The organism is Mesorhizobium sp. B2-4-17, from assembly GCF_006441275.1.
In the GTDB taxonomy this organism is placed as follows: Bacteria; Pseudomonadota; Alphaproteobacteria; order Rhizobiales; family Rhizobiaceae; genus Mesorhizobium.
The window spans coordinates 19,668-45,894 of record NZ_VFUX01000018.1 but is presented as its reverse complement, the minus strand read 5'-3'; the positions used below and the strand labels follow the sequence as shown (position 1 = coordinate 45,894).

Genomic DNA, 26,227 nt, shown 5'->3' with positions numbered 1-26,227 from the left:
GCTGTCTGCCTGTCCAGTGACCAGGACCTCTTATCGCTGCACTTCCCGTCGACACGGGTGCGGGTTAACGTTTCGAATCGTCCTGATTCCGCCATTCTGCCGGAAGGTCAAGCGCCTCTGGCATGATTCGCATGAAAAAAGCGAATCAATTACCCGACTTAGCGCGCCCGGCTTCCTGGGGAAGCCCGGCCACACCCTCATTCTGTACCCGCTTGCACTTAGGCTCGCCCGGCCCTGCCCGACGATACGCCGAACCCTTCGATCAGCGCTTCCGTCGCTTGTACATCCTGAAATTGCGCCTGAATTTCGATCAGATGGCGGAAGTTTTCGTCCGAAGGATCCGCTTCGAGAGCCGCTTCCGCCTGTTTCAGCTCCTTATGTAAGGTGCGCGCGCTACGCTGCAAGTGCAGTGCCTGGTTCAGAGCGTCGCGGGCATCCTCGAGCGCCGCCGTCTCCAGCGCCGGCCATTGCCGCGCTCGCCGGATCAGGCCTACGGCGCGTTCCCATATCTCGGCGCAGCCGGCGCGCTCGATCGTCGCCACCACGGCGTGGCGGTCATTGGCCATGTCATGCGCCATCGCGTCGAGGATGGCCGCGTGCAGCCGGTTCAGGTCGGAATTGGCGAGATCGAGAAACTCGACATGCGCGAAATTCTCGTCGATCAGCGCCGGATGGTTGACCAGCGCCACGATGATCGTCGCCTCGCGCACCGACATCCCCTCGCCGCGCTTGACCAGCGCCGACTGGCCGAGACTTTCGGTGATGGCAATGCGGCCGCCGCCCTTGGCGAACTGTCCGCCGGGCGCGGCCGCCTTGCCCTGGCCGCGCGCTCCTGGCCGGCCGTTGTCGCGGCCCTGGCGGGAAACGCGCTGGGAGCCGAAGAAGCTCAGCACCCGCTCGCGCATCTCCTGTTGATAGTGGTACCGCAGGCTCTCATCTCGGATGCGGCTGGTCAGCTCGCGCAGCGTCTTTTCAAGTTCCGCTCGCCGCTCCGGCGTGTCGAAGACGCCGCCCGCCGTCTCGCGCATCCATAGGAGGTCGACCAGCGGCCGTGCGTCGGCAAGCACGGCGCGAAATGCGTCCGGTCCCTCGGCCTTGACCAGGTCGTCGGGGTCCTTGCCTTCCGGCAGCAGCGCAAAGCGCGCCGAGCGCCCCGCCTGTACCGATGGCAGTGCGAGATCGGCGGCCCGCCACGCCGCTTTCAGCCCGGCCTTGTCGCCGTCGAAACACAGAACCGGTTCGTTGGCCATGCGCCACAACAGTTCAAGCTGGTTCTCGGTAAGCGCGGTGCCGAGCGGCGCGACCACATTCTCGAAACCGGCCTGCGCCAGCGCGATCACGTCCATATAGCCTTCGACCGCGATGACCGCGCCGCCCTTGGCCAGCGCCTTGCGGGCGCGGGCGAAATTGTAGAGCACATTGCCCTTGTGGAAGAGCTCGGTGTCGGGCGAGTTCATGTATTTGGCCGGCGCGTCGGGCGCCAGCGCTCGGCCGCCAAAGGCGATGATCTTGCCGCGCGAATCCGGAATCGGAAACATGATGCGGTCGCGGAACCAATCGTAGGAGACCGGGATGTCGTCGCCATGGCGCACCAGCCCGCAGGCTTCGATATCGGCCTTCGGCACGCCCTTTGCCGCCAGATGCTCCTTCAGCGCATTGCGGCTGTCAGGCGCGAAGCCGAGCCGGAACGAATGCTGGGTCGCCGGCGTCAGACCACGATCGCGCAGATAGGCGCGGGCTTTGGCGCCTTCCGGTCCTTGCAGCCGCTCCTGGAAGAAAGCCGTCGCCATTTCCATGACATCCGTCAGACTGGCGCGTTCCTTCTCGCGCCGCTCCTCCTGCGCGTCGCGGACCGGCATCGGCACGCCGGCCATGTCGGCGATCTTCTCGACCGCCTCGGGAAAGCTCAATCCTTCGAGTTCGGTGAGGAACTTGAAATGGTCGCCCGAGGCCGAGCAGCCGAAACAGTGATAGCGCCCCTTCTTGTCCTCGCAGTGGAAGGATGGGCTCTTCTCGCCATGAAACGGACAACAGGCCCAGTAGTCGCCGCGCGACGCATTGGTCTTCTTGCGATCCCACGCGACGCGCTGGCCGATGACCTGAGAAATCGACACGCGGTCGCGTATCTCGTCGAGGAAGGCGGGCGGAAAGCGCATCAGGAAACTCGTTTCCCCCCCATATAATCATGCCCGCGGAATCCGACGACCCCCAATAGGCGCCATACCCGGTTTCCACAGGCCAGGTCTTCTAACAGGCTAAGAGATGGCAATTGCGGCGATTGCCGATCAATCGCCTTCGTCGACCAAACTTTCCACCGGCACTTCAAGTGCTCGGGCCAGTCGCAGCCAAAGCGCGACGTCGCCGCCACGTTTTCCGTTCTCGATGTCCGAAAGATAGTTCTGAGTGACACCGACAGAAGTCGCGAGAACGGCCTGGGTCTGCTTGCGATATTTGCGCCAGAAGGCAAGCGGAGAAGTCGCCGCCACCAGAGCCCGCGCTTCATCCGCGGTCAAACCTGGTATCTGGCCTGCGCGAAAGCTACCCAACGCCTGTGCGTGGTCCAATGATTCCCGCAACGCCTCAAGCTCGCTGCGCGGCAGGATGGCCAATTCCTCGCCACCGGGCGTCGTGACATAGGCAATGTTGTTCATCCTCGCATCCCTTCAATCATAAACAGATCCGCGTGGCCCAATCTTGGTGACGATGATCTCCTGGTCTGTCTCCTCGAAAATGACCCGATAGTCACCGACCCTCAAACGCAGAGCGGTCGATCCCTGCAGAGCCTTGACACTGTTTGCAAGCGTGCTCGCGTCGTGGGCATAGGTTTCGATCTTCGACAGGATCCTCTCGGCATCCGCCCGATGCTTCCGCAGCGCCTTGGCGGCCAGAGGGAGAAGAATGACCCGCTTCACCTCAAAAATATCGCATATTGTGATATTTTGTGCAAGCAGTTCGGCCCATGGAGACGGGTCGCAAAGGGCATGAACGCCAAAAAGAAGGCGGCCATTGCGAACCGCCTTCTTGTCACATCCGGCAAGCTGCCGTGGAGCTGGAGCCTACTGAGCGGCGATGGCGCCGAAGATCACGCCGGAGAGAATGCCGACGAGCACGTAGTCATTGCCGACGCGGATCCATTCCTGGCCGCGGCCGGGACGACGCAGGCCATAGCGGCCATAGTCGCGGATCGGCTGGTGGCGCTTCCAACTGGAATATCTCTGGCCATTGCGCCAATGGTTGCGCTTCACGACGACCTTCTTCTTCACGACACGCTTCTCGACATGCCTGCCGGGCTTCTGCCAATCGGCCTTTGTGTAGGTCGACTGCGGCGCGACCGGTGCGTTCATCGGCGCCGCCTGGCCGGTGAGCGACGTGGCGGCCAGCATCGAGAAGGCGAGGCCGGAAAGGATAATGCGTTTCATCAGAAGTCTCCTTGGTTGTCGATGCCCGAGGAGTAGCCGCCAGCGGATGAACTGAAACTGAACGCCTCCATTACAATTGCGTAATGAATTCCTCCATTTACGCCGGCGAGTTGAACATTATCGCAAAGGCAACAGCCAGAAGCCCGGCAAACCCGGCTGATGCCGTGGACCGGCATGCAACCTTTGCGCACCCCGTCCATTTCCCGACACGGCCTGTCGCGCCGCGACAGCCCCTTGAAATCGACAAAATTTTATTACCCGGCTAAAGTATTCCGGCTATTGTTCACGGCTGCCATGACCATGATTCGTACTCCCGCTTATTCCCCCGATCGCCGCGTCTCCCGCACCGCGCGCCCTGTTCGCATACAGGCGCGGCAGTGACCGGCTCCGTCGTCCTGCTGCATCTGGCCGGCGCCGTGGCGCTGATGCTGTTCGCCACCCGCATGGTGAAGACCGGCGTCGAGCGTGCTTATGGCGACATGCTGCGCCATCGATTGCGCGCCACCATGCGCAACCCGATCATGGCCGTGCTGGCCGGAACGGGCCTGGCGATCGCGCTGCAGAGTTCCACCGCGGTCACTCTGCTGGTCGGCTCCTTCGCCGGCTCGGGCATCGTCTCCGGCGCCGCAGGCCAATTGGCGGTGCGCGGCGCCGAGATCGGCTCGGCGCTGGTGGTCAAGCTGCTGACGTTCGATCTGACACTGCTGGTGCCGCTCTGCCTGATCACCGGCACGGTGATGTTCATGGCCACCGAGCGGCGCGACTGGCGCCAGACCGGCCGCATCCTGGTCGGCATCGGCCTTTTGATCCTGTCGCTGGAAATGATCGGCCAGGCCTCGGAGCCGTTGCGCAACAGCCAGCTCATGCCGGTCATCATCAACTACTTCTCCAGCGATTCCATCACCGCCTATCTGCTGGCGGCGCTGATCACCTGGCTGTTCCAGTCGAGCATCGCGGCAGTCCTGTTGATGGCGACGCTGGCTGGCCGCGGCCTGATCACGCCCGAACTCGGCGTCGTCCTTATCCTCGGCGTCAATCTCGGTTCCTCGATCATCGCGCCGATGCTGACCCGCTCGGCCAGCCCCGCCGTGCGCGTCGTGCCGATCGGCAATCTCCTGATGCGCGGGCTTGGGTCGCTGGTCATGCTGGTGCTGTTCATGATCTTCAGGCCGCATGTCGGCTTTCTCGGCGCCATGGCGGCCGACCAGATCGTCAACGCCCATATCCTGTTCAACGTCATCATCCTGCTCGCCGGCCTGCCGCTGGCCAGCCTCGTCTACCGCGCTTCCGAGAAGATCGTGGCGCTCGGCACCAAGCCGGCGCCGGCGGCCTCGCTCGACGTCATCGAACTCTCGGCGCTCAACGAGAGCGCGCTCGACGTGCCGAGCCAGGCGCTGGCCAACGCCACCCGCGAGGTGGTGCGGGTATGCGAGACGGTCGAGATCATGCTGAAACGCATCATCGAGCTCTATGAGGACGCCGACACCGACAAGATCAAGGCGCTTGCCGCCCTCGACGACCGCGTCGACCGCAAACACGCGGCCATAAAACTCTACCTCGCCAAGGTCACCAAGAAGCCGCTGACCGAGGACGAGTCGCTGCGCTGCCAGGAGCTGATTGGCGCCTGCGTCAAGCTGGAGCAGGTCGGCGACATCATCGTGCGCAACATGCTGGTGCATGTGAAGAAGAAGTTCGATCGCGGGCTGGAATTCACCGACGAAGGCTGGAGCGAATTGTGCGCCTTCCACAGCTCGGTGCTGGCCAATGCGCGGCTCGCCTTCAACGTTCTGGTCTCGCGCGACCCCGAAACGGCCCGTCAGCTGGTGCTGGAGAAGGACCAGCTGCGCGACCGCGAGAAGGAAACCAGCGCCAGCCATTTCCTGCGGCTGCGCGAAGGCACCGCAAAAAGCGTCGAAACCAGCTCGATCCACCTCGACACCATCCGCGATCTCAAGCAGATCAACTCGCTGCTGGCATCGATGGCCTATCCCGTCCTCGAAGAGCGCGGCCTGCTCACCGGGTCGAGGTTGAAGGCGAGCTGAGGCGCAAGCTTTTTGCCGCAAAGGCATCAACTTGGAACAAGGTTGCGTCATCCCGGCTTCAACGGCAAAATTAGTCTTTGCTCATCCTGCCATCCGTCGGCTAAGCATCTGATGCCACCGGGAGGAAATCGATGGATACCCATTCGCGCAGTTTCGCCAAGGCGCTTTCCTGGCGCGTGACCGGCACCGTCGACACGATAATCATCTCGTTGGTGGTGACCGGAAGCGTCAAGCTCGCGGCCGCCATAGGCGTAACAGAGGTCTTCACCAAATCGCTGCTCTATTATTTTCACGAGCGAGCGTGGCTGAAGATTCCCTACGGGCGCAGGAACGCGACATAGCGGCCCGTCCGCTGCCGGCCGGCACCGCCCCGCCCGGTTGCCACGCCACTGGCCGACACAACGGAACCGGTCAAGAAAAGCTAAACCGGCGACAAAAAATTCTGGATTGCCGGCAACGCCCATCCGTGGTTTGAGGCCTGCATTCGAGGATCCCATTTCCGGCCATGTCGCTTCCGCTGATTGCCCTGTTCATCGCCGCCTTCGCCTTCGGCACCACCGAGTTCGTCATCGCCGGCGTGCTGCCGCAGGTGGCGCAGGGCCTCGGCGTTTCGGTCCCCTCCGCCGGCTATCTCGTTTCCGGCTATGCCTGCGGCATCGCCATTGGCGGGCCGTTGCTGGCGCTCGCCACCAAGTCGCTGTCGCGCAAGACCCTGCTGCTCGGCCTCGCCATTGCCTTCACCATAGGCCAGGCGGCCTGCGCGCTGGCGCCCGACTTCACCTCGATGCTGCTCCTGCGTATTGCCGTCGCTGTCGCGCATGGCGCCTATTTCGGCGTCGCCATGGTGGTCGCGGTCGGCCTGGTGCGCAAGGACCAGCGCGGCATGGCCGTTGCCGTCATCCTCTCGGGCCTCACCGTTTCCAACGTCATCGGCGTGCCGGCCGGCACGGCGATCGGCAATATCTGGGGCTGGCGCGCGACCTTCTGGGTGATGGGGGCGCTGGGCGTGGCGGCGACCCTTGCCATGGCCGCCCTTTTGCCGCGCGCCGCCGGATATCAGGCCAAGCCCGCCGATCTCGCCAGCGAGGCCCGCGTGCTGGCGCGCCAACAGGTCTGGACCTCGCTGATCCTGATGCTGATGCTGATGATCGGCCAGTTCGGCCTGTTCACCTACATCACGCCGACCCTGCTGGAGGTCACCGGCCTCGACGAGAACCTGGTGCCCTGGGTGCTGCTGCTCAACGGTGTCGGCGCCACGCTGGGCGTCTTCCTTGGCGGCAAGCTTTCCGACTGGAAGCTGATGCCCTCGCTGATCGCCATGCTCTTCCTGCAGGCGGTGACGCTGGCGGTGATCTACGCCGTCAGCCCCTACCCCTTGCCGATGATCGTGGCGATCGTCGTCTGGGGCGGACTCAACTTCGCCATCGGCACGCCGATCCAGACCCGCATCCTGGCCTGGACGGCCGACGCATCCGGTCTCGCCGCCTCGCTCATTCCATCCGGCTTCAATATCGGCATCGCATTGGCCGCATCGCTGGGTGCCGCCATGCTCAATGGCGGCTACGGCTATCGCAGCCTGCCATTGCTCGGCGCTTTTGCCATGCTGATCGCCGTCACCGTCGCTGTTGCCTCGCACATTTGGGAACGCCGCGCCGACGTCAGGCCACCACTGCCGGCGGCGGCCGAGTAGATCAGAACCGACGACCCTGGCCGCGTGTCGTCCGCGCCGTGCCCGATGACCACGACAGGGCCCGCACGGACCGTTTGTGAAACCGGAGCAGAGATGGGAAGAGCCAGCGATTTCGGCCTGACCTGCGGCAGATTGCCGACGGGCACGCACAATGCGATCACCGACGTGCCCGGCATACGCGTCGGCCACTGCACGCTGCGTAACGGCGACATCAACACCGGCGTGACGGCCATCCTGCCGCATGGCGGGAATTTGTTCCGCAAGAAGGTGGCCGCGGCGAGCCATGTCATCAACGGCTTCGGCAAGACCGTCGGCCTGGCGCAGGTCCAGGAACTCGGCACCTTGGAAACGCCGATTCTCCTGACCAACACGCTCTCGGTCGGAACCTGCGCCACGACGCTGATTCGCGACGCCGTCCGCCAGAATCCGGATATCGGCCGCACCACCGGAACCGTCAATCCGGTGGTCGGCGAGTGCAATGACGGCCCGCTGAACGACATCCAGGCGCTGGCGGTGACCGAGGAGCACGCGCTTGCCGCGTTGGCGGACGCGCAGGAGGGACCGGTCGAACAGGGCAATGTCGGCGCCGGAACGGGAATGAGCTGCTTCGGCTTTAAGGGTGGTATCGGCTCGGCGTCGAGAACGATATCGCTTGGCGGAGACCATCACCTGGGCGTCCTCGTCCTGTCGAATTTCGGCAGGGCCGGAGACCTCGTTCTGCCCGATGGGCGCCGGCCCGACCCGAGGCGGCCGGTCGAGGCCGAACGCGGCTCGATCATCGTCGTGCTGGCGACGGATGTGCCACTGGAACACCGCCAGCTCGAGAGGGTGGCGCGCCGCGCCGGAGCCGGCATCGCCAGGCTCGGCTCGTTCTGGGGCCATGGCAGCGGCGACATCGCCATCGCCTTCAGCACCGGCAATCTGGTCGACCACGATGAGACCCGCGATCTGGTGCCGCTGCTCGCGCTCAACGAGGCGCGCATCGACATGCTTTTCCAGGCGGCGGCGGACGCCACGCACGAGGCGGTGCTGAACTCCATGCTGTCCGCCGACGCCTTCACCGGCAGGGCCGGCAAGCAACGCGCGTCGCTGGCCGACTGGCTGCGCGATCAGGCCGAAAAGCGGTAGCTGCTCTACAGATCGATTCGGAACCGCAGGCTCTCCACCCCGCCATAGGCGGCATCCTCGAAGAAGCGCTCGACGAGCTTGCCGCCATTGGCCAGGATCACCTTGTGTGAAGCCGGATTGCCCGGCTTGGCGGTGATCTCGATATAGGGAAGGCCTACCGCCCTCGCCTCGTCGAGCATCAGCCGCAACGCCTCGGTCGCATAGCCGCGCCGCCGTTTCCACGGCACCACCGCATATCCGATATGGCCAAGCACATGGGACGGCAGTTCCGCCCTGCCCTTCTGCCAGCGAAAACCGATAGAGCCCGATGCCTCGCCGTCCCAGATCCAGCGCCTGAAACCCGGCAGGCGCGGCACTTGTCTGCCGTCGGGCAAGGTTATGGGCGGGCCCTTGGCCTCGGGATCGTCGAGGCTGGCCAGGAAGGCCACGGGATCCTCGTCTATCGCCGCAAGCTGCTCGCGTGTCGCAACCTCCAGCCGCACATTGTCCGGCGACCAGCCGCGCTCGAGCGCCGCCTTGTAGGACGGCAGATGCTTGAGCGCGGGTTTGACGATCTCGATCATGGTCCAGGCATAGCTTTGCCCGGTGGAACGCTCAAGCCGCCTGGAAGCGGATCTCGCCCTTGTTCAGGAAACACACCTTGCTGAACAGCGACAGGTCCAGCGGGTTCGGCAATCTGACGTCACTGATATCGGGAAACGGTTTTGTCGAGGGATCGTAGGACCGGTCGATCTGCGAGATGAAGACCAGGATAACGCCCCTGTGGCGTGCGAAAGCCTTCAGCGCACGGACCTGATCCATCAGGGCCGGGTTTTCCCGCTTCTGGTCGAGCAGTTGCAGATAGTCGATGACCGCCAGGGTGCCGCGCGGCGCCGATCGCAACGTCCTGACGATATAGTCGGCGCTGATGGCATCGGAACTGTCGAACTCGAACAGTTTGTCGAACCGGGCCGGATCGACCCCGATGGCGCGAAACCGCTCCAGCACGTCGTGCTGCGTATATTCCAGCGTGAAGAACACACCGCGATGGCCATGCTTCATCGCTTCGACCGCGAGTTCGAGGCTCATCAGGGTCTTGCCATGGCCTGGCCGTGCACCGATCAGGAGCAGGTCACCCGGCGCCAACCGCGAGAACAGCCTGCCGGCCGGTGTGGCTTCAGAGCCATTGGCCGCGAGCAGGCTCCAACTCGCAAAACCTTCCTGTGCCGCAATATGGTCAAGCGCCTGATGCAGCGGGATTTTTGCTTCCCGCGACAACAGCCTCGCCTGGCGCTTCAGATGATAGACGGACGCGGATAGCCTCATCGCAAACCTCCTGGTGCAAGCAGTTTTCGCAATCCCTCCTTATGCCTCGTGCTCGAACAGTCGGTTCGGTGATGGGATGGCCCGGCATGAACTGATGCTTTCCCGGCGGAGGGAGGAGGCGTGGGCCACGCCAGAATCAGATCATAACCCAATCCCAGCGGGTCGAAAATCGGCGGATCGAAGATCGCGAATGCCAGCCGATGCGAAGACGCGCGTCGCAAGCCTTGAGCCAGCATCCCGGCCTATGGACATTTTGCGCGCCGACCTGGTTCTTCGTGCAGGTTTCCCGGCACACTAAACAAGATGTGTCTCGCCGATTGTCACGCGGCATTTTATGATCGCCGCGGTGATTCACCGTGCGAAGTAAAAACGGTTCGGCAGGAGAATGGGTCTGGTGCGGTTGAGATCTGTCCCATTGGGTGTTGCTGGGGCCTTCGGCCTGCTCATCATCGTCGCCTTGATGGCGTCGGTCCGGTCCTTTGCCGCGCCCTCGGCCCTCCCGGCCTGGCTGCAGGCCCATGTCGGCGACAGCGACGGCCAGATTTCGCAGGTGGTCCTGGAACGCGCGCGCGCGCTCTATCTGAAGAAGGTGGCCCAGGGCGCTGTCACGAATCCCTGTTATTTCGCCATGGACGCCACCCGTCCCGGTGATCTCGGCAATGGCGTGCTCGGGCGCCGGTACTATGTCATCTGCGAGGCCAGTCAGTCGTTTCATGCCATCGCGTCGGGGCATGGCGGCGGCCGCAATCTGAAAGGCACGGTCGATTTCTCAAACGGCAGGCGGTGCTCCAAGAACTTCGGCAACGCCATGGATTCGGAGTTGACCGCCGGCGGCGCCTATATGACCCGCGAGGCGAAGACATCCTTCAAGGGTTTTTATCGCGCCGGCGCCAAACAGGATGCCGCCTTCCTGCGCACCTTCATACAGTTCGATGGCGAAGGCGAAGCCGCCAACGCCAGGCAACGCGTGATCGGCGGCCACGCGGCGCAGGTGCTGCGCACCATGTGCATGCGCAAAACCCCCAACAGCTCCTATGCCGACCATGATGGTCTGGTGCCGTTCGGCAAGCTGGTGGAATATGCTGGCGGCCGCAGCAATGGCTGCACCAGCTGGTCGCCGGCGGACGCGCGGCAGATCATCTCGATGGTGAAGGACAACCCGACAACGCTCTACATCTATCCGGAATCGCGCGACATCGCCGCCGTCGCGCAGGCGGCGGCAAAGGGCCATTCGCTATCCAGCGACGGGCCTTATTGGAACGCGTCCTGCCTGAAGGAAATCGGCGCGCCGAAATTCTGGCCGCGCAAAACCCTCGAGCCGATCATCGCCCAGTACAAGAAGGATCATCCCGCGCCGCCCGCGCAGCCGCTGCCGATCTGCAAGGAGCCGTGAAGCCGTTCGATCGGCGCCGTCGTGGCCGGAAAGGCCTACTGCAACAGGCCTTTGACGATGCCGCTTGCCTTGCCGAAATCCATCTGGCCGGCATATTTCTGCTTCAGCGCGGCGATCACCTTGCCCATGTCCTTCTGGCTGGCGGCACCGGTCGCGGCAATCGCTTCGCGCGCCGCGGCCGTGATCGCCGCATCGTCGAGCTGCGTCGGCAGGAAATCACGGATGATCTCCATTTCGCCACGCTCCTGCGCGGCCAGTTCCGGCCGCTTGCCGTCCTCGAAAGCCTTGGCCGATTCCTCGCGCTGCTTCACCATCTTGGCCAGTATCTGCAGGATCTCCTCGTCGCTGGCCGGCTCCTTGCCGGCGCCGCGATTGGCGATGTCGCGATCGTGGATGGCGGCCTGGATCAGCCGCAATGTCGGCAGCCGGTGCTTGTCCTGCGCCTTCATCGCGCTCTTCAGGGATTCGGCGATTTTCGCGCGCATTGTGCTTTCTCCTTCGGTCGGCGCGGACAATAGCGCCGAGGGCAGGCCAACGCAAATCCTGATGTGGCGGGGCAAGCCTATGATATTACTCAATGAAATAATTCGGAGCCGCAATCCGCATCGTCATTGACCGGCCTGCCCCCTTCCCCTATGTACTGGGCCTTGCATGAACTGAAGCTTGGGTGCGTGGAGGCCGCGAATTCGCCGCTCCGCGCCATTTGCTGCGCGGATGGCCGGCTGGGCCTATGGAAGCGCGCAGCCTGATAGGAGTGCCGACATGGCCGAGATGACGCCCGCCTGGGCCACCGAAAAGCCGACCGCCCTTCTGGTGCTGGCCGACGGCACCGTCATCGAGGGCCGCGGTCTCGGCGCCACCGGCTCCGCCGTCGCCGAAGTCTGCTTCAACACGGCGCTCACCGGCTATGAGGAGATCCTCACCGATCCCTCCTATGCCGGCCAGATCGTCACCTTCACCTTCCCGCATATCGGCAATATCGGCACCAATGGCGAGGACATCGAGGACCTCAATCCGGCCGCCCGCGCCGGCGCAGTCGGCGCCGTGTTCAAGGCCGATGTCACCAACCCGTCCAACTACCGCGCCGCCGGCCATCTCGACCAGTGGCTGAAGAAGCGCGGCATCGTCGCGCTGTCGGGCATCGACACGAGGGCGCTCACCGCGCTGATCCGCGAAAAGGGCATGCCCAACGCCGTTATCGCGCATGCGCCCGACGGCGTCTTCGACCTCGACGATCTGAAGCGGCGCGCCGCCGCATGGTCGGGCCTGATCGGGCTCGATCTCGCCAAGGAGGTCACCTCGGGCCAGTCCTCGGTCTGGCGCGAGACGCCTTGGGTGTGGAACGAGGGTTTTGCCGAGCAGGACGCGCCGACAATGCATGTCGTTGCCATCGACTATGGCGTCAAGCGCAACATATTGCGCCTGCTCGCGGGTCTCGGCGCCAAGGTCACGGTGGTTCCGGCCAAGACTGGTTCGGAAGAAATCCTGGCCATGCAGCCGGATGGCATCTTCCTCTCCAACGGTCCCGGCGACCCGGAAGCCACCGGCGACTATGCCGTGCCGGTCATCCAGGACTTGCTCAAGACCGACATTCCGGTGTTCGGCATCTGTCTCGGCCATCAGATGCTGGCACTGGCGCTGGGCGGCAAGACCGCCAAGATGCACCAGGGCCATCATGGCGCCAATCATCCGGTCAAGGACCACACCACCGGCAAGGTCGAGATCGTCTCGATGAACCACGGCTTCGCCGTCGACGCGGACTCGCTGCCATCAGGCGTCGAGGAAACCCACGTCTCGCTGTTCGACGGCTCGAACTGCGGCATCGCGCTCACCGGCCGCCCGGTGTTCTCTGTCCAGCATCATCCCGAAGCCTCGCCCGGCCCGCAGGATTCCCACTATCTGTTCCGCCGCTTCGTCAACCTGATCCGCGAAAAGCGCGGCGAGGAGTTGCTGGCCGAGCGGGCCTGATCTTTCCTGGATCGGCAACAAGCGATAATATCGCTTAATACCAACAAGCGATAATATCGCTTAATACAAAACGATAAATCTGCGATACCGCTGTTGTGAAGACGATTATCCTTTCGGTATCGGCGGCTCGCGATCTCGACAACCTGCCCGCTGACGTCCGCGAGCAGGTCTCCGAAGGTTTGATCGCCAACGCAGTCAGCGGCCGTGGAGATGTAAAGCGTCTTTCCGGCAGGGGCGGTTACAGGCTGTGGATTGGCCGCTACCGCGTCATATTCGATGAAGATCGCATCACGATCCTTGCAGTCTACATCGGCAAGCGTGAAACGACGACTTACAGCCGGCCATAGGACAGAATGCCATGAACGCCCCGCAAATCATAAAGACTTCAACCGGCGAAGAACTGGTCGTTATCCCGAAGGCTGACTACGAGGCCTTGCTGCATGCCGCCGAAGAAGCCCTCGAAGACGCAGCGGATGTCGCCATCTACGACGAACGGAAAGCTGATCTCAAAACGGAAAAAGCCCTGCCCGCCGATGTGACCATGGATATTTTGCGAGGCTCCGGCCGCCTCAAGGCGCTCCGCAATTGGCGCAAGCTGACACAAGCCGAGTTGGCGAATGCCATCGGTGTCAGTCAGGGCTTCCTGTCGGATATCGAATCCAATCGCCGCAAACCGTCTGCGCAAACCACGGCGATGCTGGCAAAGGCGTTGGATGTCCCTGGCGAATGGCTTGAATCCTGATTTCCGACCTCACGCCACCGGCCGGCCTTCACTCGCCTCCAGTATGGCAAACCATTGCTGGCGGTCGAGGCTGATTGCCAGCGCCTTGACCATGGCGGCCAACCCTTCCCGCTTCATTGGACCGAGTACCGGAACCAGCCGGGCCGGAGAACAGCAGCCAAGCGATGGCGACGGTGGCGAGATCGCCGGCATCGATGCGGTGCCAATCAGCCGGGCGACTTGATCGGCATCCGGGCGGGCGCAGCCATCGAGCAGGCGCCAGGCGCCGAAGACCAGCCGCGACAGCGACACTCCAACCTTGGTCAGCGATGCGGCTGTCATGGCTCATACCTGCGCTCCGTCTTCGGCGACGTCGGTCGTAACGGTCCTGGCCGCTGCCGGCCTCGCCACCTTGGTGACGAAGACGATGAGCGCCAGCACCAGGAAGCACGCTCCGACCAGATAGGGCGCGCCACCGAAAGTCACGGGTGCGCTGGGCCCGGTGAACCAGGAGAAGATGGCCGTGTAAAGCAGCGGCGTTATGATTGAGGTGATCGAGAAGATCGAGGTCATCGCGCCCTGCAGTTCGCCTTGCGCCGAAGGTGGCACCTTGGCGGCGGCGAGGCTCCTGAGCGGCGGATCGGCCAAGGCCTCCAGGCAACCGGCTACGATCACCGCATAGATCATCCAGCCCTGCGTGGCGAAGGCATAGCCGAAGGCGCTGGCCGCCGTGAAGGTCAGGCCGATCACTGCTGTCTTCCACTCGCCAAGCCTCGCGATCACGCGCGGAAGGACGGTGCCCATGATGATGGCACCGCACAAGCCGAAAGCGCCAAGCGAGAAGCCGATCTGTTGCTCACTCCAGCCATAACGATAATTTGAGACGAACGACCAGACGGCCGGATACATCATGTGGCCGAGCGTCATCAGGAAGAAGACGAGCCCGATCCAGCCGATGCCCTGATATTGGCGCATCTGCAGCAGCGTGCCGACCGGGTTGGCGCGCCTCCACTCGAAGCGGCGGCGGTGCCTTTCATCGAGCGTTTCCGGCAGGAAGAACATCGCGATCAGGAAATTGACGAAGGCGAGTCCGGCGGCGAAATAGAACGGCACGCGCGGCCCGAACGTGCCGAGCAGCCCGCCCAGCACCGGTCCGATGACGAAGCCGACGCCGAAGGCGATGCCGAGCAGGCCGAAATTCTTGGCCCGGTTCTCATCGTTGGAGATGTCGGCGATGAAGGCCGACGTCGTCGAATAGCTGGCGCCTGAAATGCCGGCCAGCACGCGGCCGATGAACAGCATCGGAAAGGACCAGGCGACCGCGCAGATCAGATTGTCGATGGAGAAGGTCAGCACCGAGGCGAGCAGGATCGGCCTGCGGCCGAACCGGTCGCTCAGACCGCCCATGATGGGCGCGAAGAAGAACTGCATGGCGGCATAGACGAAGAACAGCCAGCCGCCCTCGATCGCCGCGCCGCTGATGCTGACGCCGGACAGTTCCTGCAGATAGGCCGGCAGCACCGGCATGATGATACCGAAGCCGATAATGTCGAGCAGCAGCGTGGTGAAAACGAGCGCAAGGCCCCGCTTGGCGGTTTTGGGGTCGATCATGACGGGTCAAGCTCCTCTGATCGCCCTGGGCGGGGCGGACGCACCTTATAGGCGAGCCCGCCGAAAGGAACAATGAGGGAACAGGCAGGAAGCTTTGATCCTGACACTCCCTGACGGCGTCATTTCCGTCATTGTATCGCCGTGGAATCAGTGCTCAGAGCGGGCCGCTCATCGTGTTGCAGTCCGACAGTTTGCCGTTTTTGTAACCGCGCGCCAGCCAGGTCTGCCGCTGCTGGGAGGTGCCATGATTGAAGCTTTCCGGCACGACATAACCCTGCATCTTCTTCTGCAGCGTGTCGTCGCCGATCTGCTTGGCGGCATTCAGCGCGCTTTCGAAATCGCCCGGTTCCAGAATGCCCTTCTGCGCGGTGTAGTGGGCCCACACGCCGGCGAAGCAGTCGGCCTGCAGCTCGATACGCACCGACAGCTGGTTGGCATCGGCTTCGCTCATGCCCTGCCGCATCTGGTTGAACTTGGACATGATGCCGGTGAGGTTCTGCACATGGTGGCCGACCTCATGCGCGATCACATAGGCGCGGGCGAATTCACCGGAGGCGCCGAACTGCTGGTCGAGCTGCTGGAAGAAGGTCATGTCGAGATAGACCTTGTGGTCGCCGGGGCAGTAGAACGGACCAGCCGCCGAGGAAGCGAAGCCGCAGGCCGAGCGGATTTGGCTGGAAAACAGCACCAGCTTGGGATCCTCATAGGTCAGGCCTTGCGACTTGAAAATGCCGGTCCAGGTGTCTTCGGTCTCGGCCAAGACGGTCGCCACGAACTGCTTCATCTCGTCATTGGCGGGCGCGGCGCCGTTGCCGCCGCTGTTGTCCGATATCTGGCCACCGCCGCCCGGCAGCAGCGCGCCGCCGTCCCCGTTCAGGAGTTGCAGGGGATTGATGCCGAAAACACCCCAGGCAATGAGCGCGACAACCGCGAAGATGATGAGGCCCGAGAGCGACATGCCGCCACCGCCCGCGCCGCCGCCGATGGGGATGCGGAACTGGCCGGGGCCGCCGCCGTCAAGCCCGCCGCCGGAGCCGCTGTCGCCGCGGTCGTCCTCGACATTGTCACTCTGACGACGACCCCTCCAGAGCATGGCAACTCCTCGCACTGCGAACTTCGCGTTGTTCCGGTATGGCCGGCCCAACCCAACAAACAATTATCCCAATGGTTGCGCCAAGTCACAGCATTTTTCGGTAGTGCATCAGTTTGAAATCTGCAAACTAGCCGGCGCTTCACGAGATCGCATGCGGGACTATGTTCAACCAAGCCAACGATGAGCCAGCCACGCGAGAGACAAGCCGCCTATGGCCGCATAGATCAAGCCGATCGGGCCTTTGGGGAAGGGCTCGTGGTGCACCACGCGTGGCGATGGCGGCCGATAATAGGATAGCAGTTGCCGTTGTGAGACGATTAGCATTTGCTCCAACTCGCGGCGCCCTTCCTCCCTTGCCCGTTTTGAGTCCAGGCGCTCCTGAGCGTAGAGCTGTCTCGTATGCTCCGTGGCCGAAAATGAGTTTTCGTCTAGCCACGCTTTGAATTTGCCAGGCCTGACGAGGACTTTGGCATGGGTGAAGTCGCGTCGGTGGAGTCTCTCCGCCTTGGAAGCTTCAAAACCCGTATGCCACTCTTCCCAAGTCGCCGGCATGTCATCGGCGCCGGCAAGCTGGCGGATACGAGGATAATCCTTGGCAGTGTAAACTGGGATAGCCCTGACTTTGCTGGTCATTGCAAGCCTTCCCCTTCTCCCAAGAAGAGGATGCGACTCCTAGGACTCGCTGTCCAGATGGCGCTACCCAGCCATCATAAGCCACTTGGTCTCCACCCGCGCGGCCGGTATAGCCGTAACAGCAGAGTGCTCAGTCTTTTTGCTTGGCGCCGGCGCTCTTGCCGTCGGAGCTTTTCGAACGTTCCTCGAACCGCTCCGCTCCCTTCTTCAAGGGGTGGCCTGTCTCGGCTTCCGTCTTGCGCTCATCTCTGGCCGCAGCCTGCTTCAATCCCTTCGCCGCCTGCTTGCCCTTCGCGGTCGGTGCTTGTTCGACGCCCATCGTCTTCTCCCTGGCGCGACAATCGCGCGATCTCGGAAGCAACGTGCGGTGTGGTCAGGCGGTTCCCGCCCGCTGGTCCGTCCGAGGAAGTCGCCCCACCAGGCTCAGCCCACCGTCATCGCCTTGCGAAACGCCTCCAGCGTCTCGGCGCTGACATGGTGCTCGATGCCCTCGGCATCGATGCGCGCCGTCTCGGCGCTGACGCCGAGCGAGCGCAGGAAGGCTTCCACCGTCTGGTGACGGATGCGGCTCTCCTCGGCAACCTTGCGGCCGGCCTCGGTCAGGAACACACCGCGATAGGGTTTTCTCGACACCAGCCCGTCGGCGCACAACCTGGTCAGCATCTTGGCCACTGTCGGCTGGGCGACGCCGAGCCTAGCCGCAATGTCGACTTGGCGCGCCTCGTTGCCGTCCTCGATCAGGTCGGCGATCAGTTCGACATAGTCCTCGACAAGTGCGCTGCGGCGCGCTTCGCGCGTCTGCCGGAACCCTTCCGAGTGGACGTCGGCGTCAGGCAATGGCTCACGCGGGACCGGTTTGTTCTTCAGCGCCAATGCGCGCTCCTCCTGGGAGTTTTGCCGTCTCTGCTTTTATAGCACGGGCTTTGATTCTTCAGGCCGTTTATTTGGAGGCATGTTCGCCGATCGGCAAGCAGGTCGTTGCGCGTCGGGACGACGTTCCTCCGCCAGCCTATGCCCTCGATGGGACGGCAGAAACCGATCCAGTGCCATTGTCCGTCACTCCTGGGGCCATATTTGGGTGTTGCTGAGCTGAAACCGCCCGACTGCAATCGCCGCCAGGGAGAAAGCCATGACCCGCAGTGACGTTCTGATCGTAGGCGCCGGCCCAACCGGCCTGGTGCTGGCCACCTTCAACGATATCCGCCAATAGCGTTTCCAACTTCGGGCAAAGAAACTATTCTTCTTGCCGTACCAAGCGATCGCTGTTCGTGTCCTTGGCATGATCCCCATGCCGCATCATGCGTCTGAAGCTCATTGAGATATGCGCGCGCCTGATGTGCCCGATCGACTCCCAGTCGCCGATCTCCGCTGCGGCCAGGACTTCCTCCATCTCACGTCGAAACGCCGTGAACTCTTCCACAAGTCCTAGTTGAGGCATCATCTTCAGGACGACACGCGCCACCTGGAAATAAAGTCTCTCGCTGATCTCGCGCAATGGCTGGTTCCCGGTCATGGCGGTCAGTTCAGAAAAGAAGTCCATGTTCAGCTGCAGGAAAGCCCGCTGATCCGGATTGAGCATGTCGGAATCACAGCGCGCGATGAGCGTCCGGATTCGATCCAGGTCGGCCGCCGTCCGCGGGATCGGCGAAAGCTTGCCGACCAGAAGCGCCAATTCGAGGCGCAAGTGATAGACCTGCTGCAGTTCCTCGATGTCGACATCGGTGACTATGGTGCCGACGCCGTGCACGGATTGAACCAGACCTTCGGACTCAAGACGTGCCAGCACGCGACGGACCGGCGTGCGGCTGATCTGGAATTCCTGGGCGAGTTCTTCCTCGGAGAGCCGGCTTCCCGGCGGGTAGTCGAGCAGGCAGATGCGGTCTCGCAGGATCCGGTAGATACGCTCGAACCGTTCCCGCGCCGAAAGCGGCCGCGGCGCCTCCAGGATCGCCGTGGTGACCGAGGCATCCGTCTCCAGTGTCATCCAGCCTCCAGGACAGCATGCAGGAATTGCCGCGTCCGCTCGTTCTTAGGGGCACCGAACAGCTCGCCTGGCGGTCCCTGCTCGCATATCTTGCCTTGGTAGAAGAAGCAGACGCGATCGGAAAATTCCTTGGCGAAGCCCATCTGGTGCGTGACCATGAGCATCGTCAAATCATGCTCGCGGCCGATTTGCCTTATCACTTGCAGCACTTCGCCGACAAGTTCCGGATCAAGCGCCGAGGTCACCTCGTCGAACAGCATTATCTTGGGTCGCATCGCCAACGCCCTGGCGATGGCGACGCGCTGTTGCTGGCCACCGGAAAGCTGGGAAGGGTAATGATCCTTCTTCTGCGACAGCCCAACCATGTCGAGAAGCTCGGCCGCCCGCGCCTCGGCATCCGTCCTTTTCATGCCAAGCACGGTTATCGGCGCCTCGATGCAATTTGCCATCGCCGTCATGTGGGGGAACAGATTGAAGGACTGGAAGACCATACCGATCTTTGCCCGGATGCGACGGATGTGAGCAAGGTTGGCAGGCACAAGCGTTCCGCCCTGCTGCATGTGCGTCAGCGGCTCGCCTTCGACCCAGATGGCACCATCATTGATCGTCTCCAGCGTCATCAGCATGCGCAGCACGGTGGTCTTGCCCGAACCGGACGGGCCAATGACGGAGACCTTCTCGCCGCGCGCGATTTCGAGGTTCAAGCCGTCGAGAACGGTCAACGCGCCGTAGCGTTTGGAAACATTGTCGAAGCGGACCATCGGTTGTTCCGTCATCGCGTGTTCCTCCGGTTGAGCAGGCGTTCGAGGGCACGAATAAGCGCGGCAGAAACCAGGCTCATCGCAAGGAAGAACAGGCCGACCAGGGTAATCGGCTCGGTGTAGCGGAAAGTCTCGGAGCCGATGATCTTGGCTGTCTGCATGAGTTCCAGCACGGCGATAGCCGAAAGCAGCGGCGTTTCCTTGAACAGCGCGACGAGATAGTTGCCGAGCGCCGGCACGATCGGCGGAATGGCCTGCGGGATAATGATGTCGCGAAAGGTCGTCCAGGACGAGAGATTCAGCGCGATCGAGGCTTCCCATTGACCACGATGGATGTTGTCGAAGCCGGCGCGATAGACCTCCGAGCAGTAGGCGGCATAGTGAATACCAATCGCCATGACACCAGCCGTGAACGCGTCGAGCACAAGGCCGAATTTCGGAAAGACGAAATAGAGGAAGAATATCTGGATGAGCAATGGCGTCGAGCGGATCAGCTCGACCAGCACCGAGATCGTCCAACCGGTCCACGGCACGGCGATGCGGATCACCGCCAGGACCAGGCCGAGCGAGGCCGCGATGGCGAAACCGAGCAGCGTCGCCTCTATCGAGATGACCGCGGCGCGCGCCAGCACCGGCAGGATCTCTAGGGCAAAACTCCAATCCCAGATCATGCTGCCTTCCCTCGCGCCAAGCCGAGCGAGGCCCGCTTTTCGAGCAGCCGCATGCCGATGGAAACGGTGAGCGACATGGCGAGATACATCAGCAGCACCAGCGTGAAGATTGGAATGGTCTTGAACGTGTTCTGGTTCATCTGCTGCGCCTTAAAGGCAAGGTCCGACAGGGTGATCAGCGAGACCAGCGCGGTCGACTTCAGCAACTCGATGAACAGATTGCCCCAAGGCGGGATCATGGCGATGAAGGCCTGCGGCAGGATGATCCGTCGCAGCATCTGCGCGCGGCTCATGTTGAGCGCAGTTCCCGCTTCCCACTGGCCGCGCGCGACTGACTGGATGGCCCCCCGCACGCATTCGGATCCGTAAGCCCCGACATTCAGGCCGAGCGCCAGCACGGCAACGAGAAATGCGTCTAGCGTGACGCCGAATTGCGGCAGCACAAAAAATAGCCAGAACAATTGCACCAGCGCCGAGGTGCCGCGAAAGATCTCGACATAGACCGTCGCCAGCCATCTAAGCGGCGCCGGGCCATACATACGTGCCAAGGCGGCGAGCACGCCCATGATGACCGCCAGCAGGCTGCCCAGGATGGCGATCTCCATTGTCAGGACGGCGCCCTGCAACAGCCCCGGCAGGAACAGCCTGTATGTTGCCTGCGTTGCAAGCACGGCGATCATGGCCAGCGAGACAACCAGCATGGCAACGAGCGTGCGGATTCCCATCTGCTTCTCCGAGCAAAAAAAGGGGCGGCGCTTTCACGCCGCCCAGCAGTTGGGAACTTATTCGCCCTTGCAGAGCTGCGCGGTGGTCTTGTTCGGCAGATAATCCTTACCGAAGCCGAGTGGTTCGACCAGCGCAATGTGCTCCGGTGAGCCGATGAATTTCTTCAGTTCGGCATTGAACGCTTCCTGGAGATCGGTGTCCTCCTTGCGGAAGCCGAAGCCGCCGTGCCCCTTCACCGACTTGCCGGCAACTTCGCCGAAGGGCTTGGTCGATTCGACGCCATCGGCCTTCTTGGCCATATCGGCGATCGACAATGCGGTAAGCGCGGCGGCGTCGGCGCGCCCTGCCTGGACGGCGGCAACGAGACTGGACTGGTCAGGCAAAGCGACGATCTGCCCTGGCGCGACACCTGCATCCTTGGCGTATCCACCCTCGACCGCGCCCGCCATCACCGCAAGCTTGAGATCGGGATTGTCCTTGACGCTCGAATAATCCTTTATGCCCTTCGGGTTGCCCTTCGCCACCAGCATGGCCTGACCGATACCATAGGACGGTTCGGAGAAATTGATCTCCGCGCAACGCTTTGGATTGATGAACATGCCGGCAGCGATGATGTCAAATCTCCCAGCCTTCAGGCCAGGTATGAGCGACCCGAATTCGGTCAGCACGCCGTCCACCTGCGAAATGCCCATCTTGGCGAGCACAGCCTTGGCGACCTCGGGCGCTTCGCCGGTCAATTTGCCGTCAGGCGTTGCGAACCCGAACGGCGCCTCATTGGCGAAACCGACGCGGATGTAGCCGTCCTTCTTGGCGCGTTCGAGGGTCGTTTCGGCCTGAGCCGGAAGCGCCGTGAACATAGTCGCGACGAGCGCAAGGCAGGCAGCCGTCTTCATGGCCGTGCGGCGAGATATCTGTGACATGAGCATGCATTCCCCTTTTCTTTTTTGGATGAGCTTACTGGCTCGAAGGACGTTTCTCCATCGTCACATCGAACATGTAAGACGTATACAACTCATCTGGACATATCGCAAGACACCCTGTACGAATCTGGAAAATCACCGATGTCAGCCCGAATGTGTGGCTGGATTGATTGCTAGTTGTGCACAATTAGAGGTATCTGCCTCGAAATGTAGCGGCGGACTTGCAATCGATCACGATGGTCACGGGGACAAGTTTTGAGCAGGTCAGCCAATTTCACGAAGACGGAATACGCGCAGCGCCTGACGGGCGTGAAGCGGCGCATGGAGAAGGCCGGCTTCGATCTCATCGTCTGCCAGGATCCCGCAAACATGTGCTGGCTTACTGGCTACGACGGATGGTCCTTCTACGTGCCGCAATGCGTGCTCGTCCACCTGGAGGAAAATCTGCCGATCTGGTTCGGCAGGGCGCAGGACGCCAGGAGCGCCCGCTTGACCACCGGCCTGCCCGAAGAAAACATCGTCGCGTTCTCCGAGCGGCTGGTACAGCAGCCTATCGAGCATCCGTATGACGAACTCGCCAGCCTGATCCGGGCACGCGGATGGGAACAGGCGCGCATCGGCGTCGAGATGGACGCGCACTACTACACGGCGCGCTGTCATGCCCATCTTGTCGGCGGCCTGCCCGCGGCGCGTTTCGGCAACAATCACGACCTCGTCAACTGGGCGCGGCTGGTAAAATCGGAGGCCGAACTGGTGCTGATCCGTGAAGCCGGCGCGATCTGCGACAATGCCATGAACCGCGCGGTCGAAAAGATGCGACCGGGCGTGCCGCAGAACCAAGTGATCGCGGAAATCTATCATGCCCAGATCATGGGCCTGCCAGGCGTCGGCGGCGACTACGCAGCAATCTGCCCGCTGATGCCGGTAGGCGAAGGCACGAGCACACCGCATCTGACCTGGTCGGACGCGCCTCTTCCGGACAGCGGGCTGGCCATCATCGAGATCGCCGGTGTGCGACGGCGCTATCACGCGGCGCTAACCCGGACGGTGCATTTCGGCAAGCCGCCGACCGCCCTCTCCGATATGGCAAAGGCGATCGTCGAAGGGGTCGATGCGGGCCTCGATCTGGCACGGCCCGGCAACACTGCCGAAGAGGTCGAGGCCGCCTGGCAGGCGGTGCTGCGCAGAAACGGGCTGAAGAAGGAAAGCCGCGTCGGCTATCCTGTCGGCCTCGCCTATCCGCCGGATTGGGGCGAACGCACCGCAAGCCTGAGGCCTGGCGACAAGACCGAACTGCAGCCCGGTATGTGCTTCCACTTCATGGCCGGCGTATGGCTCGACGATTTCGGCGTCGCCATTTCCGAATCCTTCGTCGTTACCGAAGGCGGCGGCGAACGGCTGTGCGACGTGACCCGCGATCTCATCGTCATTGACTGACCACCAGCCCAAGAGCCGGTAACTTCAAGGATACCCAATGGACCGCAATCCCTTTTCCGAAGCCGAAATCGCCGGCCGCCTGTCGAAGGTGTCCACGGCGCTGGCAGAACGCGGGCTTGATGCCGCTATCTTCGCTTCGCCTGAGAATATCTTCTACCTCACCGGCCTCGACCATTGGGGCTATTTCGCGCCACACCTCTTGATTGTCCCACTCGACGGTCGACCGGTTCTGGTCACCCGGTCAATGGAAAAGGTGACGATAGAGAACCAGGTGAAGGCGGCGGATTTCCGCGGTCATTCCGACAGCGAAACCGCTGCCGATCTGGCCGCGCGCCTCATTTTTGAGCTTGGCCTGGCAGGCAAACAGATCGGCCTCGAAAACTGGACGGCGGGTCTGAGCCATGGCCTCGCCTTGAGGCTCGAGGCGCGGGCCGACGCCAGGTGGAGCGACGTTTCCGGGCTCGTCGACAGGATGCGGCTGGTGAAGAGTGCCGAGGAACAGGTGCTGATGCGCCGCGCCGCCAAGGTTACGGACGCTGCTGCAGGTGCGGCCATCGCGGCAATCTCCGCCGGCGCCGCCGAGCAGGAGGTCGCCGCCCAATGCGTGGCGGCGATGATCCGCGCCGGGGGCCACGCGCCGGGCTTCGGCCCGTTCATTCGTCCGGCCGCCAGGCTCGGGGAAGAACACACGACCTGGGGCGACGGCATCTACCGCACCGGCGAGCCTGTCTTCGTCGAACTCTCCGGCTGCGTCTCGCGCTATCATGCGCCGCTTGGCCGGCTGATCCGTATTGGCAGCACCAAGGATCAAGACGCGGCGATGGCCGAGGTGACGGCCAAGGCATTCGATGCCGTCGTCAAGGCGCTCAGACCTGGCGTCAGAGCGCGCGACGTCTATGCCGCCTGGCAAGACGTCGCCGACGAAGCCGGTCTCTCGCACTATCGTCGCCATCATTGCGGGTATCTGGTCGGCATTGGCCAGCCGCCATCCTGGACCGGCGGCAATTCGGTGACCGGCCTCAGGCACGATTCCGATCTCGAAATCGAGACTGGCATGAGCTTTCACATCCTGTCCTGGCTGATGGGCACCGGCCGCGGCGACCATTTCATGTCAAACACGGTGCTGCTGACCGACGCAGGCGCTGAAGTGCTGACGCGCACCCCGGCCGGTTCGATCGTTCGCTAGACCATGAACATGTCGCGCTATTCTGCGTTCTCGATTTTCCGCAATGGCCTCTCCGGCCAGAAGAACTGGCAGCGCGCCTGGCGCGCGGCGGAGCCGAAGCCGGCTTACGACGTGATCATCGTCGGCGGTGGCGGACATGGGCTGGCCACGGCCTTCTATCTCGCCGAGAACCACGCCATCCGCAATGTCGCCGTGCTGGAGAAGGGCTATGTCGGCGGCGGCAATGTCGGCCGCAACACCACCGTCATCCGCTCCAACTACCTGCTCGACGGCAACACCCAATTCTACGAATTCTCGGTCAAGCTGTGGGAAGGCCTGTCGCAGGCGCTGAATTTCAACGTCATGTTTTCGCAGCGCGGCCAGATCGTCACCGCCCATTCCGCGGACCAGCTCGACACTTTCAGTCATCGCGCCAACATCATGCGGCTGAACGGCATCGATGCCGACATACTCGACCGCGATGCAGTGCGGCGGCTGGTGCCCTATCTCGATTTCTCCGACACGGCGCGATTTCCGATATATGGCGCCATCCTGCAGGGTCGCGCCGGCACCGCCCGCCACGATGCCGTCGCCTGGGGTTATGCGCGCGCCGCCGATGGTCATGGCGTCGACATCATCCAGAACTGCGAAGTAACCGGTTTTGTCCGCGATGGCGACAGGATCATCGGCGTCGAGACGAGCAAGGGCCGGATCGGCGCCGGCATGGTCGGCCTCGCCGTTGCCGGTCATACGTCGGTGCTCGGACGGAAGGCAGGCCTGGAATTGCCGATCGAAAGCCATGTGCTCCAGGCTTTCGTCACCGAGCCGCTGAAGCCGCTGGTCGACCATGTCGTCGCCTATGGCGCCGATCATTTCTATGTCAGCCAATCCGACAAGGGCGGGCTTGTCTTCGGCGGCAATCTCGACGGTTACAACTCCTATGCCCAGCGCGGCAATCTCGGCGTCGTGCGCGAGGTGGCGGAGGCCGCGATCGCGCTGATGCCCTGCATCTCGCGCGTCAGGCTGCTGCGCCATTGGGGCGGCGTCATGGACATGACGCCCGACGCCAGCCCGATCATCTGCCCGACGCCGATCGACGGGCTCTATCTCAACGGCGGCTGGTGCTATGGCGGCTTCAAGGCGACACCAGCTTCGGGCTGGTGTTTTGCACACACGCTGGCGACCGGCAAACCGCATCCGCTGATCGCCGCTTACGGGCTCGACCGTTTCCGCACCGGCCACACACTCGACGAGGCCGGTGCCGGTCCCTCGGCCTGGCTGCAATAGGGAGCAGCGAAATGCTTCGCATCGAATGTCCGTGCTGCGGCCCGCGCGACCATGATGAGTTCCGCTATGGCGGCGACGCTTCGGTCACGCGTCCGCGGCATGACGATCCGGACCCGGAGGCCTGGTACCACTATGTTTATGTGCGCAAAAACCCGCCCGGGCAGCACAGCGAGTTCTGGCAGCACGTGACCGGCTGCCGGCAATGGCTGGTCGTCGAGCGCGACACCAGCGACCATTCCATCCTCTCCGTCGGTTTCGCCAGGACATAGAAGC

At 62.9% G+C, this 26,227-nt stretch carries 30 protein-coding genes; 12 read left to right on the top strand and 18 right to left on the bottom strand.

Annotated features, from left to right (window positions below; genetic code table 11):
- Positions 1-218: 218 nt before the first annotated feature.
- The 4 genes from dnaG to FJ548_RS15730 all read right to left on the bottom strand — a co-directional run bounded on the left by dnaG (position 219) and on the right by FJ548_RS15730 (position 3,419).
- Positions 219-2,156, bottom strand: coding sequence for a DNA primase (gene dnaG / locus FJ548_RS15745; protein WP_140611684.1), 1,938 nt, complete (start codon positions 2,154-2,156; stop codon positions 219-221).
- A 129-nt stretch (positions 2,157-2,285) separates the two neighbouring features.
- A complete protein-coding gene (locus FJ548_RS15740; RefSeq protein ID WP_140611682.1) occupies positions 2,286-2,651 on the bottom strand; it encodes a helix-turn-helix transcriptional regulator in 366 nt (121 codons plus the stop codon).
- Positions 2,652-2,663: 12 nt separating this feature from the next.
- Positions 2,664-2,912 (bottom strand): type II toxin-antitoxin system RelE/ParE family toxin, encoded by a 249-nt coding sequence (locus tag FJ548_RS15735; RefSeq protein WP_140611680.1) that lies wholly within the window; start codon positions 2,910-2,912, stop codon positions 2,664-2,666.
- Between the two features lie 144 nt (positions 2,913-3,056).
- Positions 3,057-3,419: an RcnB family protein gene (locus FJ548_RS15730; RefSeq protein ID WP_140611678.1), complete on the bottom strand. Its 363-nt coding sequence runs from the start codon at positions 3,417-3,419 to the stop codon at positions 3,057-3,059.
- 377 nt (positions 3,420-3,796) lie between these two features.
- On the opposite strand from FJ548_RS15730, the gene FJ548_RS15725 reads away from it, so the two are divergent.
- The 4 genes from FJ548_RS15725 (at position 3,797) to FJ548_RS15710 (ending at position 8,279) form a co-directional block, all read left to right on the top strand.
- The gene (locus FJ548_RS15725) at positions 3,797-5,461 is read left to right on the top strand and encodes a Na/Pi cotransporter family protein (protein WP_140778327.1); all 1,665 of its coding nucleotides are present in this window, start codon (positions 3,797-3,799) and stop codon (positions 5,459-5,461) included.
- A gap of 131 nt (positions 5,462-5,592) precedes the next feature.
- Positions 5,593-5,802, top strand: coding sequence for a DUF2061 domain-containing protein (locus tag FJ548_RS15720; protein WP_140611674.1), 210 nt, complete (start codon positions 5,593-5,595; stop codon positions 5,800-5,802).
- A 164-nt stretch (positions 5,803-5,966) separates the two neighbouring features.
- Complete coding sequence (locus tag FJ548_RS15715; protein WP_140763535.1) at positions 5,967-7,151, top strand: MFS transporter; 1,185 nt, start codon at positions 5,967-5,969, stop codon at positions 7,149-7,151.
- Between the two features lie 93 nt (positions 7,152-7,244).
- Complete coding sequence (locus FJ548_RS15710; protein WP_140763532.1) at positions 7,245-8,279, top strand: P1 family peptidase; 1,035 nt, start codon at positions 7,245-7,247, stop codon at positions 8,277-8,279.
- Between the two features lie 5 nt (positions 8,280-8,284).
- Here the strand turns inward: FJ548_RS15710 and FJ548_RS15705 are convergent, their stop codons facing one another.
- Together FJ548_RS15705 and FJ548_RS15700 are read right to left on the bottom strand one after the other, a co-directional pair.
- A complete protein-coding gene (locus tag FJ548_RS15705; RefSeq protein ID WP_140778326.1) occupies positions 8,285-8,842 on the bottom strand; it encodes a GNAT family N-acetyltransferase in 558 nt (185 codons plus the stop codon).
- A 31-nt stretch (positions 8,843-8,873) separates the two neighbouring features.
- The gene (locus FJ548_RS15700; protein WP_140778325.1) at positions 8,874-9,584 is read right to left on the bottom strand and encodes a DNA helicase; all 711 of its coding nucleotides are present in this window, start codon (positions 9,582-9,584) and stop codon (positions 8,874-8,876) included.
- A gap of 385 nt (positions 9,585-9,969) precedes the next feature.
- Between FJ548_RS15700 and FJ548_RS15695 the strand changes: the two genes are divergently transcribed.
- Complete coding sequence (locus FJ548_RS15695; protein WP_181168804.1) at positions 9,970-10,977, top strand: hypothetical protein; 1,008 nt, start codon at positions 9,970-9,972, stop codon at positions 10,975-10,977.
- A gap of 35 nt (positions 10,978-11,012) precedes the next feature.
- On the opposite strand, the gene FJ548_RS15690 is transcribed toward FJ548_RS15695, so the two are convergent.
- Entirely contained in the window at positions 11,013-11,462 is a 450-nt protein-coding gene (locus FJ548_RS15690; RefSeq protein WP_140763519.1) for a GatB/YqeY domain-containing protein, read from the bottom strand.
- Between the two features lie 277 nt (positions 11,463-11,739).
- Here FJ548_RS15690 and carA point away from each other — a divergent pair, with 277 nt between their 5' ends.
- From carA to FJ548_RS15675, 3 genes are all read left to right on the top strand, one after another.
- A complete protein-coding gene (gene carA / locus FJ548_RS15685) occupies positions 11,740-12,945 on the top strand; it encodes a glutamine-hydrolyzing carbamoyl-phosphate synthase small subunit (protein ID WP_140778324.1) in 1,206 nt (401 codons plus the stop codon).
- A 95-nt stretch (positions 12,946-13,040) separates the two neighbouring features.
- A complete protein-coding gene (locus tag FJ548_RS15680; protein ID WP_140778323.1) occupies positions 13,041-13,292 on the top strand; it encodes a plasmid stabilization protein in 252 nt (83 codons plus the stop codon).
- An 11-nt stretch (positions 13,293-13,303) separates the two neighbouring features.
- Entirely contained in the window at positions 13,304-13,687 is a 384-nt protein-coding gene (locus FJ548_RS15675) for a helix-turn-helix transcriptional regulator (protein WP_140611659.1), read from the top strand.
- 9 nt (positions 13,688-13,696) lie between these two features.
- Here FJ548_RS15675 and FJ548_RS30450 read toward each other — a convergent pair whose 3' ends face one another.
- The 11 genes from FJ548_RS30450 to ehuB form a co-directional block, all read right to left on the bottom strand.
- On the bottom strand, positions 13,697-14,008 hold the full coding sequence (locus FJ548_RS30450; RefSeq protein ID WP_246678679.1) for a hypothetical protein: 312 nt from the start codon (positions 14,006-14,008) through the stop codon (positions 13,697-13,699).
- A gap of 3 nt (positions 14,009-14,011) precedes the next feature.
- Positions 14,012-15,277 (bottom strand): TCR/Tet family MFS transporter, encoded by a 1,266-nt coding sequence (locus tag FJ548_RS15665; protein ID WP_140778322.1) that lies wholly within the window; start codon positions 15,275-15,277, stop codon positions 14,012-14,014.
- Between the two features lie 154 nt (positions 15,278-15,431).
- Positions 15,432-16,370 carry a neutral zinc metallopeptidase gene (locus tag FJ548_RS15660; protein ID WP_140611655.1) on the bottom strand — a complete coding sequence of 313 codons (939 nt, stop codon included), beginning with the start codon at positions 16,368-16,370 and terminating at the stop codon, positions 15,432-15,434.
- Positions 16,371-16,535: 165 nt separating this feature from the next.
- Positions 16,536-17,003, bottom strand: a complete 468-nt coding sequence (locus FJ548_RS15655) for a hypothetical protein (RefSeq protein WP_140778321.1) — start codon at positions 17,001-17,003, stop codon at positions 16,536-16,538.
- 130 nt (positions 17,004-17,133) lie between these two features.
- Positions 17,134-17,322 (bottom strand): hypothetical protein, encoded by a 189-nt coding sequence (locus tag FJ548_RS15650; RefSeq protein WP_140611651.1) that lies wholly within the window; start codon positions 17,320-17,322, stop codon positions 17,134-17,136.
- Positions 17,323-17,426: 104 nt separating this feature from the next.
- On the bottom strand, positions 17,427-17,876 hold the full coding sequence (gene mntR, locus FJ548_RS15645; RefSeq protein WP_140692366.1) for a manganese-binding transcriptional regulator MntR: 450 nt from the start codon (positions 17,874-17,876) through the stop codon (positions 17,427-17,429).
- A 361-nt stretch (positions 17,877-18,237) separates the two neighbouring features.
- Entirely contained in the window at positions 18,238-18,987 is a 750-nt protein-coding gene (locus FJ548_RS15640; protein WP_140611647.1) for a GntR family transcriptional regulator, read from the bottom strand.
- On the bottom strand, positions 18,984-19,763 hold the full coding sequence (ehuA, locus tag FJ548_RS15635; protein WP_140778320.1) for an ectoine/hydroxyectoine ABC transporter ATP-binding protein EhuA: 780 nt from the start codon (positions 19,761-19,763) through the stop codon (positions 18,984-18,986). Before ehuA ends, FJ548_RS15640 begins: the two co-directional genes overlap by 4 nt.
- Positions 19,760-20,419, bottom strand: a complete 660-nt coding sequence (ehuD, locus tag FJ548_RS15630) for an ectoine/hydroxyectoine ABC transporter permease subunit EhuD (protein WP_140692361.1) — start codon at positions 20,417-20,419, stop codon at positions 19,760-19,762. The genes ehuA and ehuD overlap by 4 nt, the downstream gene beginning before the upstream one ends.
- Positions 20,416-21,144, bottom strand: a complete 729-nt coding sequence (gene ehuC / locus FJ548_RS15625) for an ectoine/hydroxyectoine ABC transporter permease subunit EhuC (RefSeq protein WP_140778319.1) — start codon at positions 21,142-21,144, stop codon at positions 20,416-20,418. Before ehuC ends, ehuD begins: the two co-directional genes overlap by 4 nt.
- Before the next feature lie 57 nt (positions 21,145-21,201).
- Complete coding sequence (ehuB, locus tag FJ548_RS15620) at positions 21,202-22,065, bottom strand: ectoine/hydroxyectoine ABC transporter substrate-binding protein EhuB (protein WP_226890382.1); 864 nt, start codon at positions 22,063-22,065, stop codon at positions 21,202-21,204.
- Between the two features lie 255 nt (positions 22,066-22,320).
- Here ehuB and FJ548_RS15615 point away from each other — a divergent pair, with 255 nt between their 5' ends.
- The 4 genes from FJ548_RS15615 to FJ548_RS15600 are packed head-to-tail and all read left to right on the top strand — an operon-like array spanning position 22,321 to position 26,223.
- Positions 22,321-23,502, top strand: a complete 1,182-nt coding sequence (locus tag FJ548_RS15615) for a M24 family metallopeptidase (protein WP_140611637.1) — start codon at positions 22,321-22,323, stop codon at positions 23,500-23,502.
- A gap of 37 nt (positions 23,503-23,539) precedes the next feature.
- On the top strand, positions 23,540-24,688 hold the full coding sequence (locus FJ548_RS15610) for a Xaa-Pro peptidase family protein (protein ID WP_140763504.1): 1,149 nt from the start codon (positions 23,540-23,542) through the stop codon (positions 24,686-24,688).
- 9 nt (positions 24,689-24,697) lie between these two features.
- Positions 24,698-25,954 carry a sarcosine oxidase subunit beta family protein gene (locus FJ548_RS15605; RefSeq protein WP_140611633.1) on the top strand — a complete coding sequence of 419 codons (1,257 nt, stop codon included), beginning with the start codon at positions 24,698-24,700 and terminating at the stop codon, positions 25,952-25,954.
- Between the two features lie 11 nt (positions 25,955-25,965).
- Positions 25,966-26,223 (top strand): sarcosine oxidase subunit delta, encoded by a 258-nt coding sequence (locus FJ548_RS15600; protein ID WP_140692350.1) that lies wholly within the window; start codon positions 25,966-25,968, stop codon positions 26,221-26,223.
- Positions 26,224-26,227 lie beyond the last annotated feature (4 nt).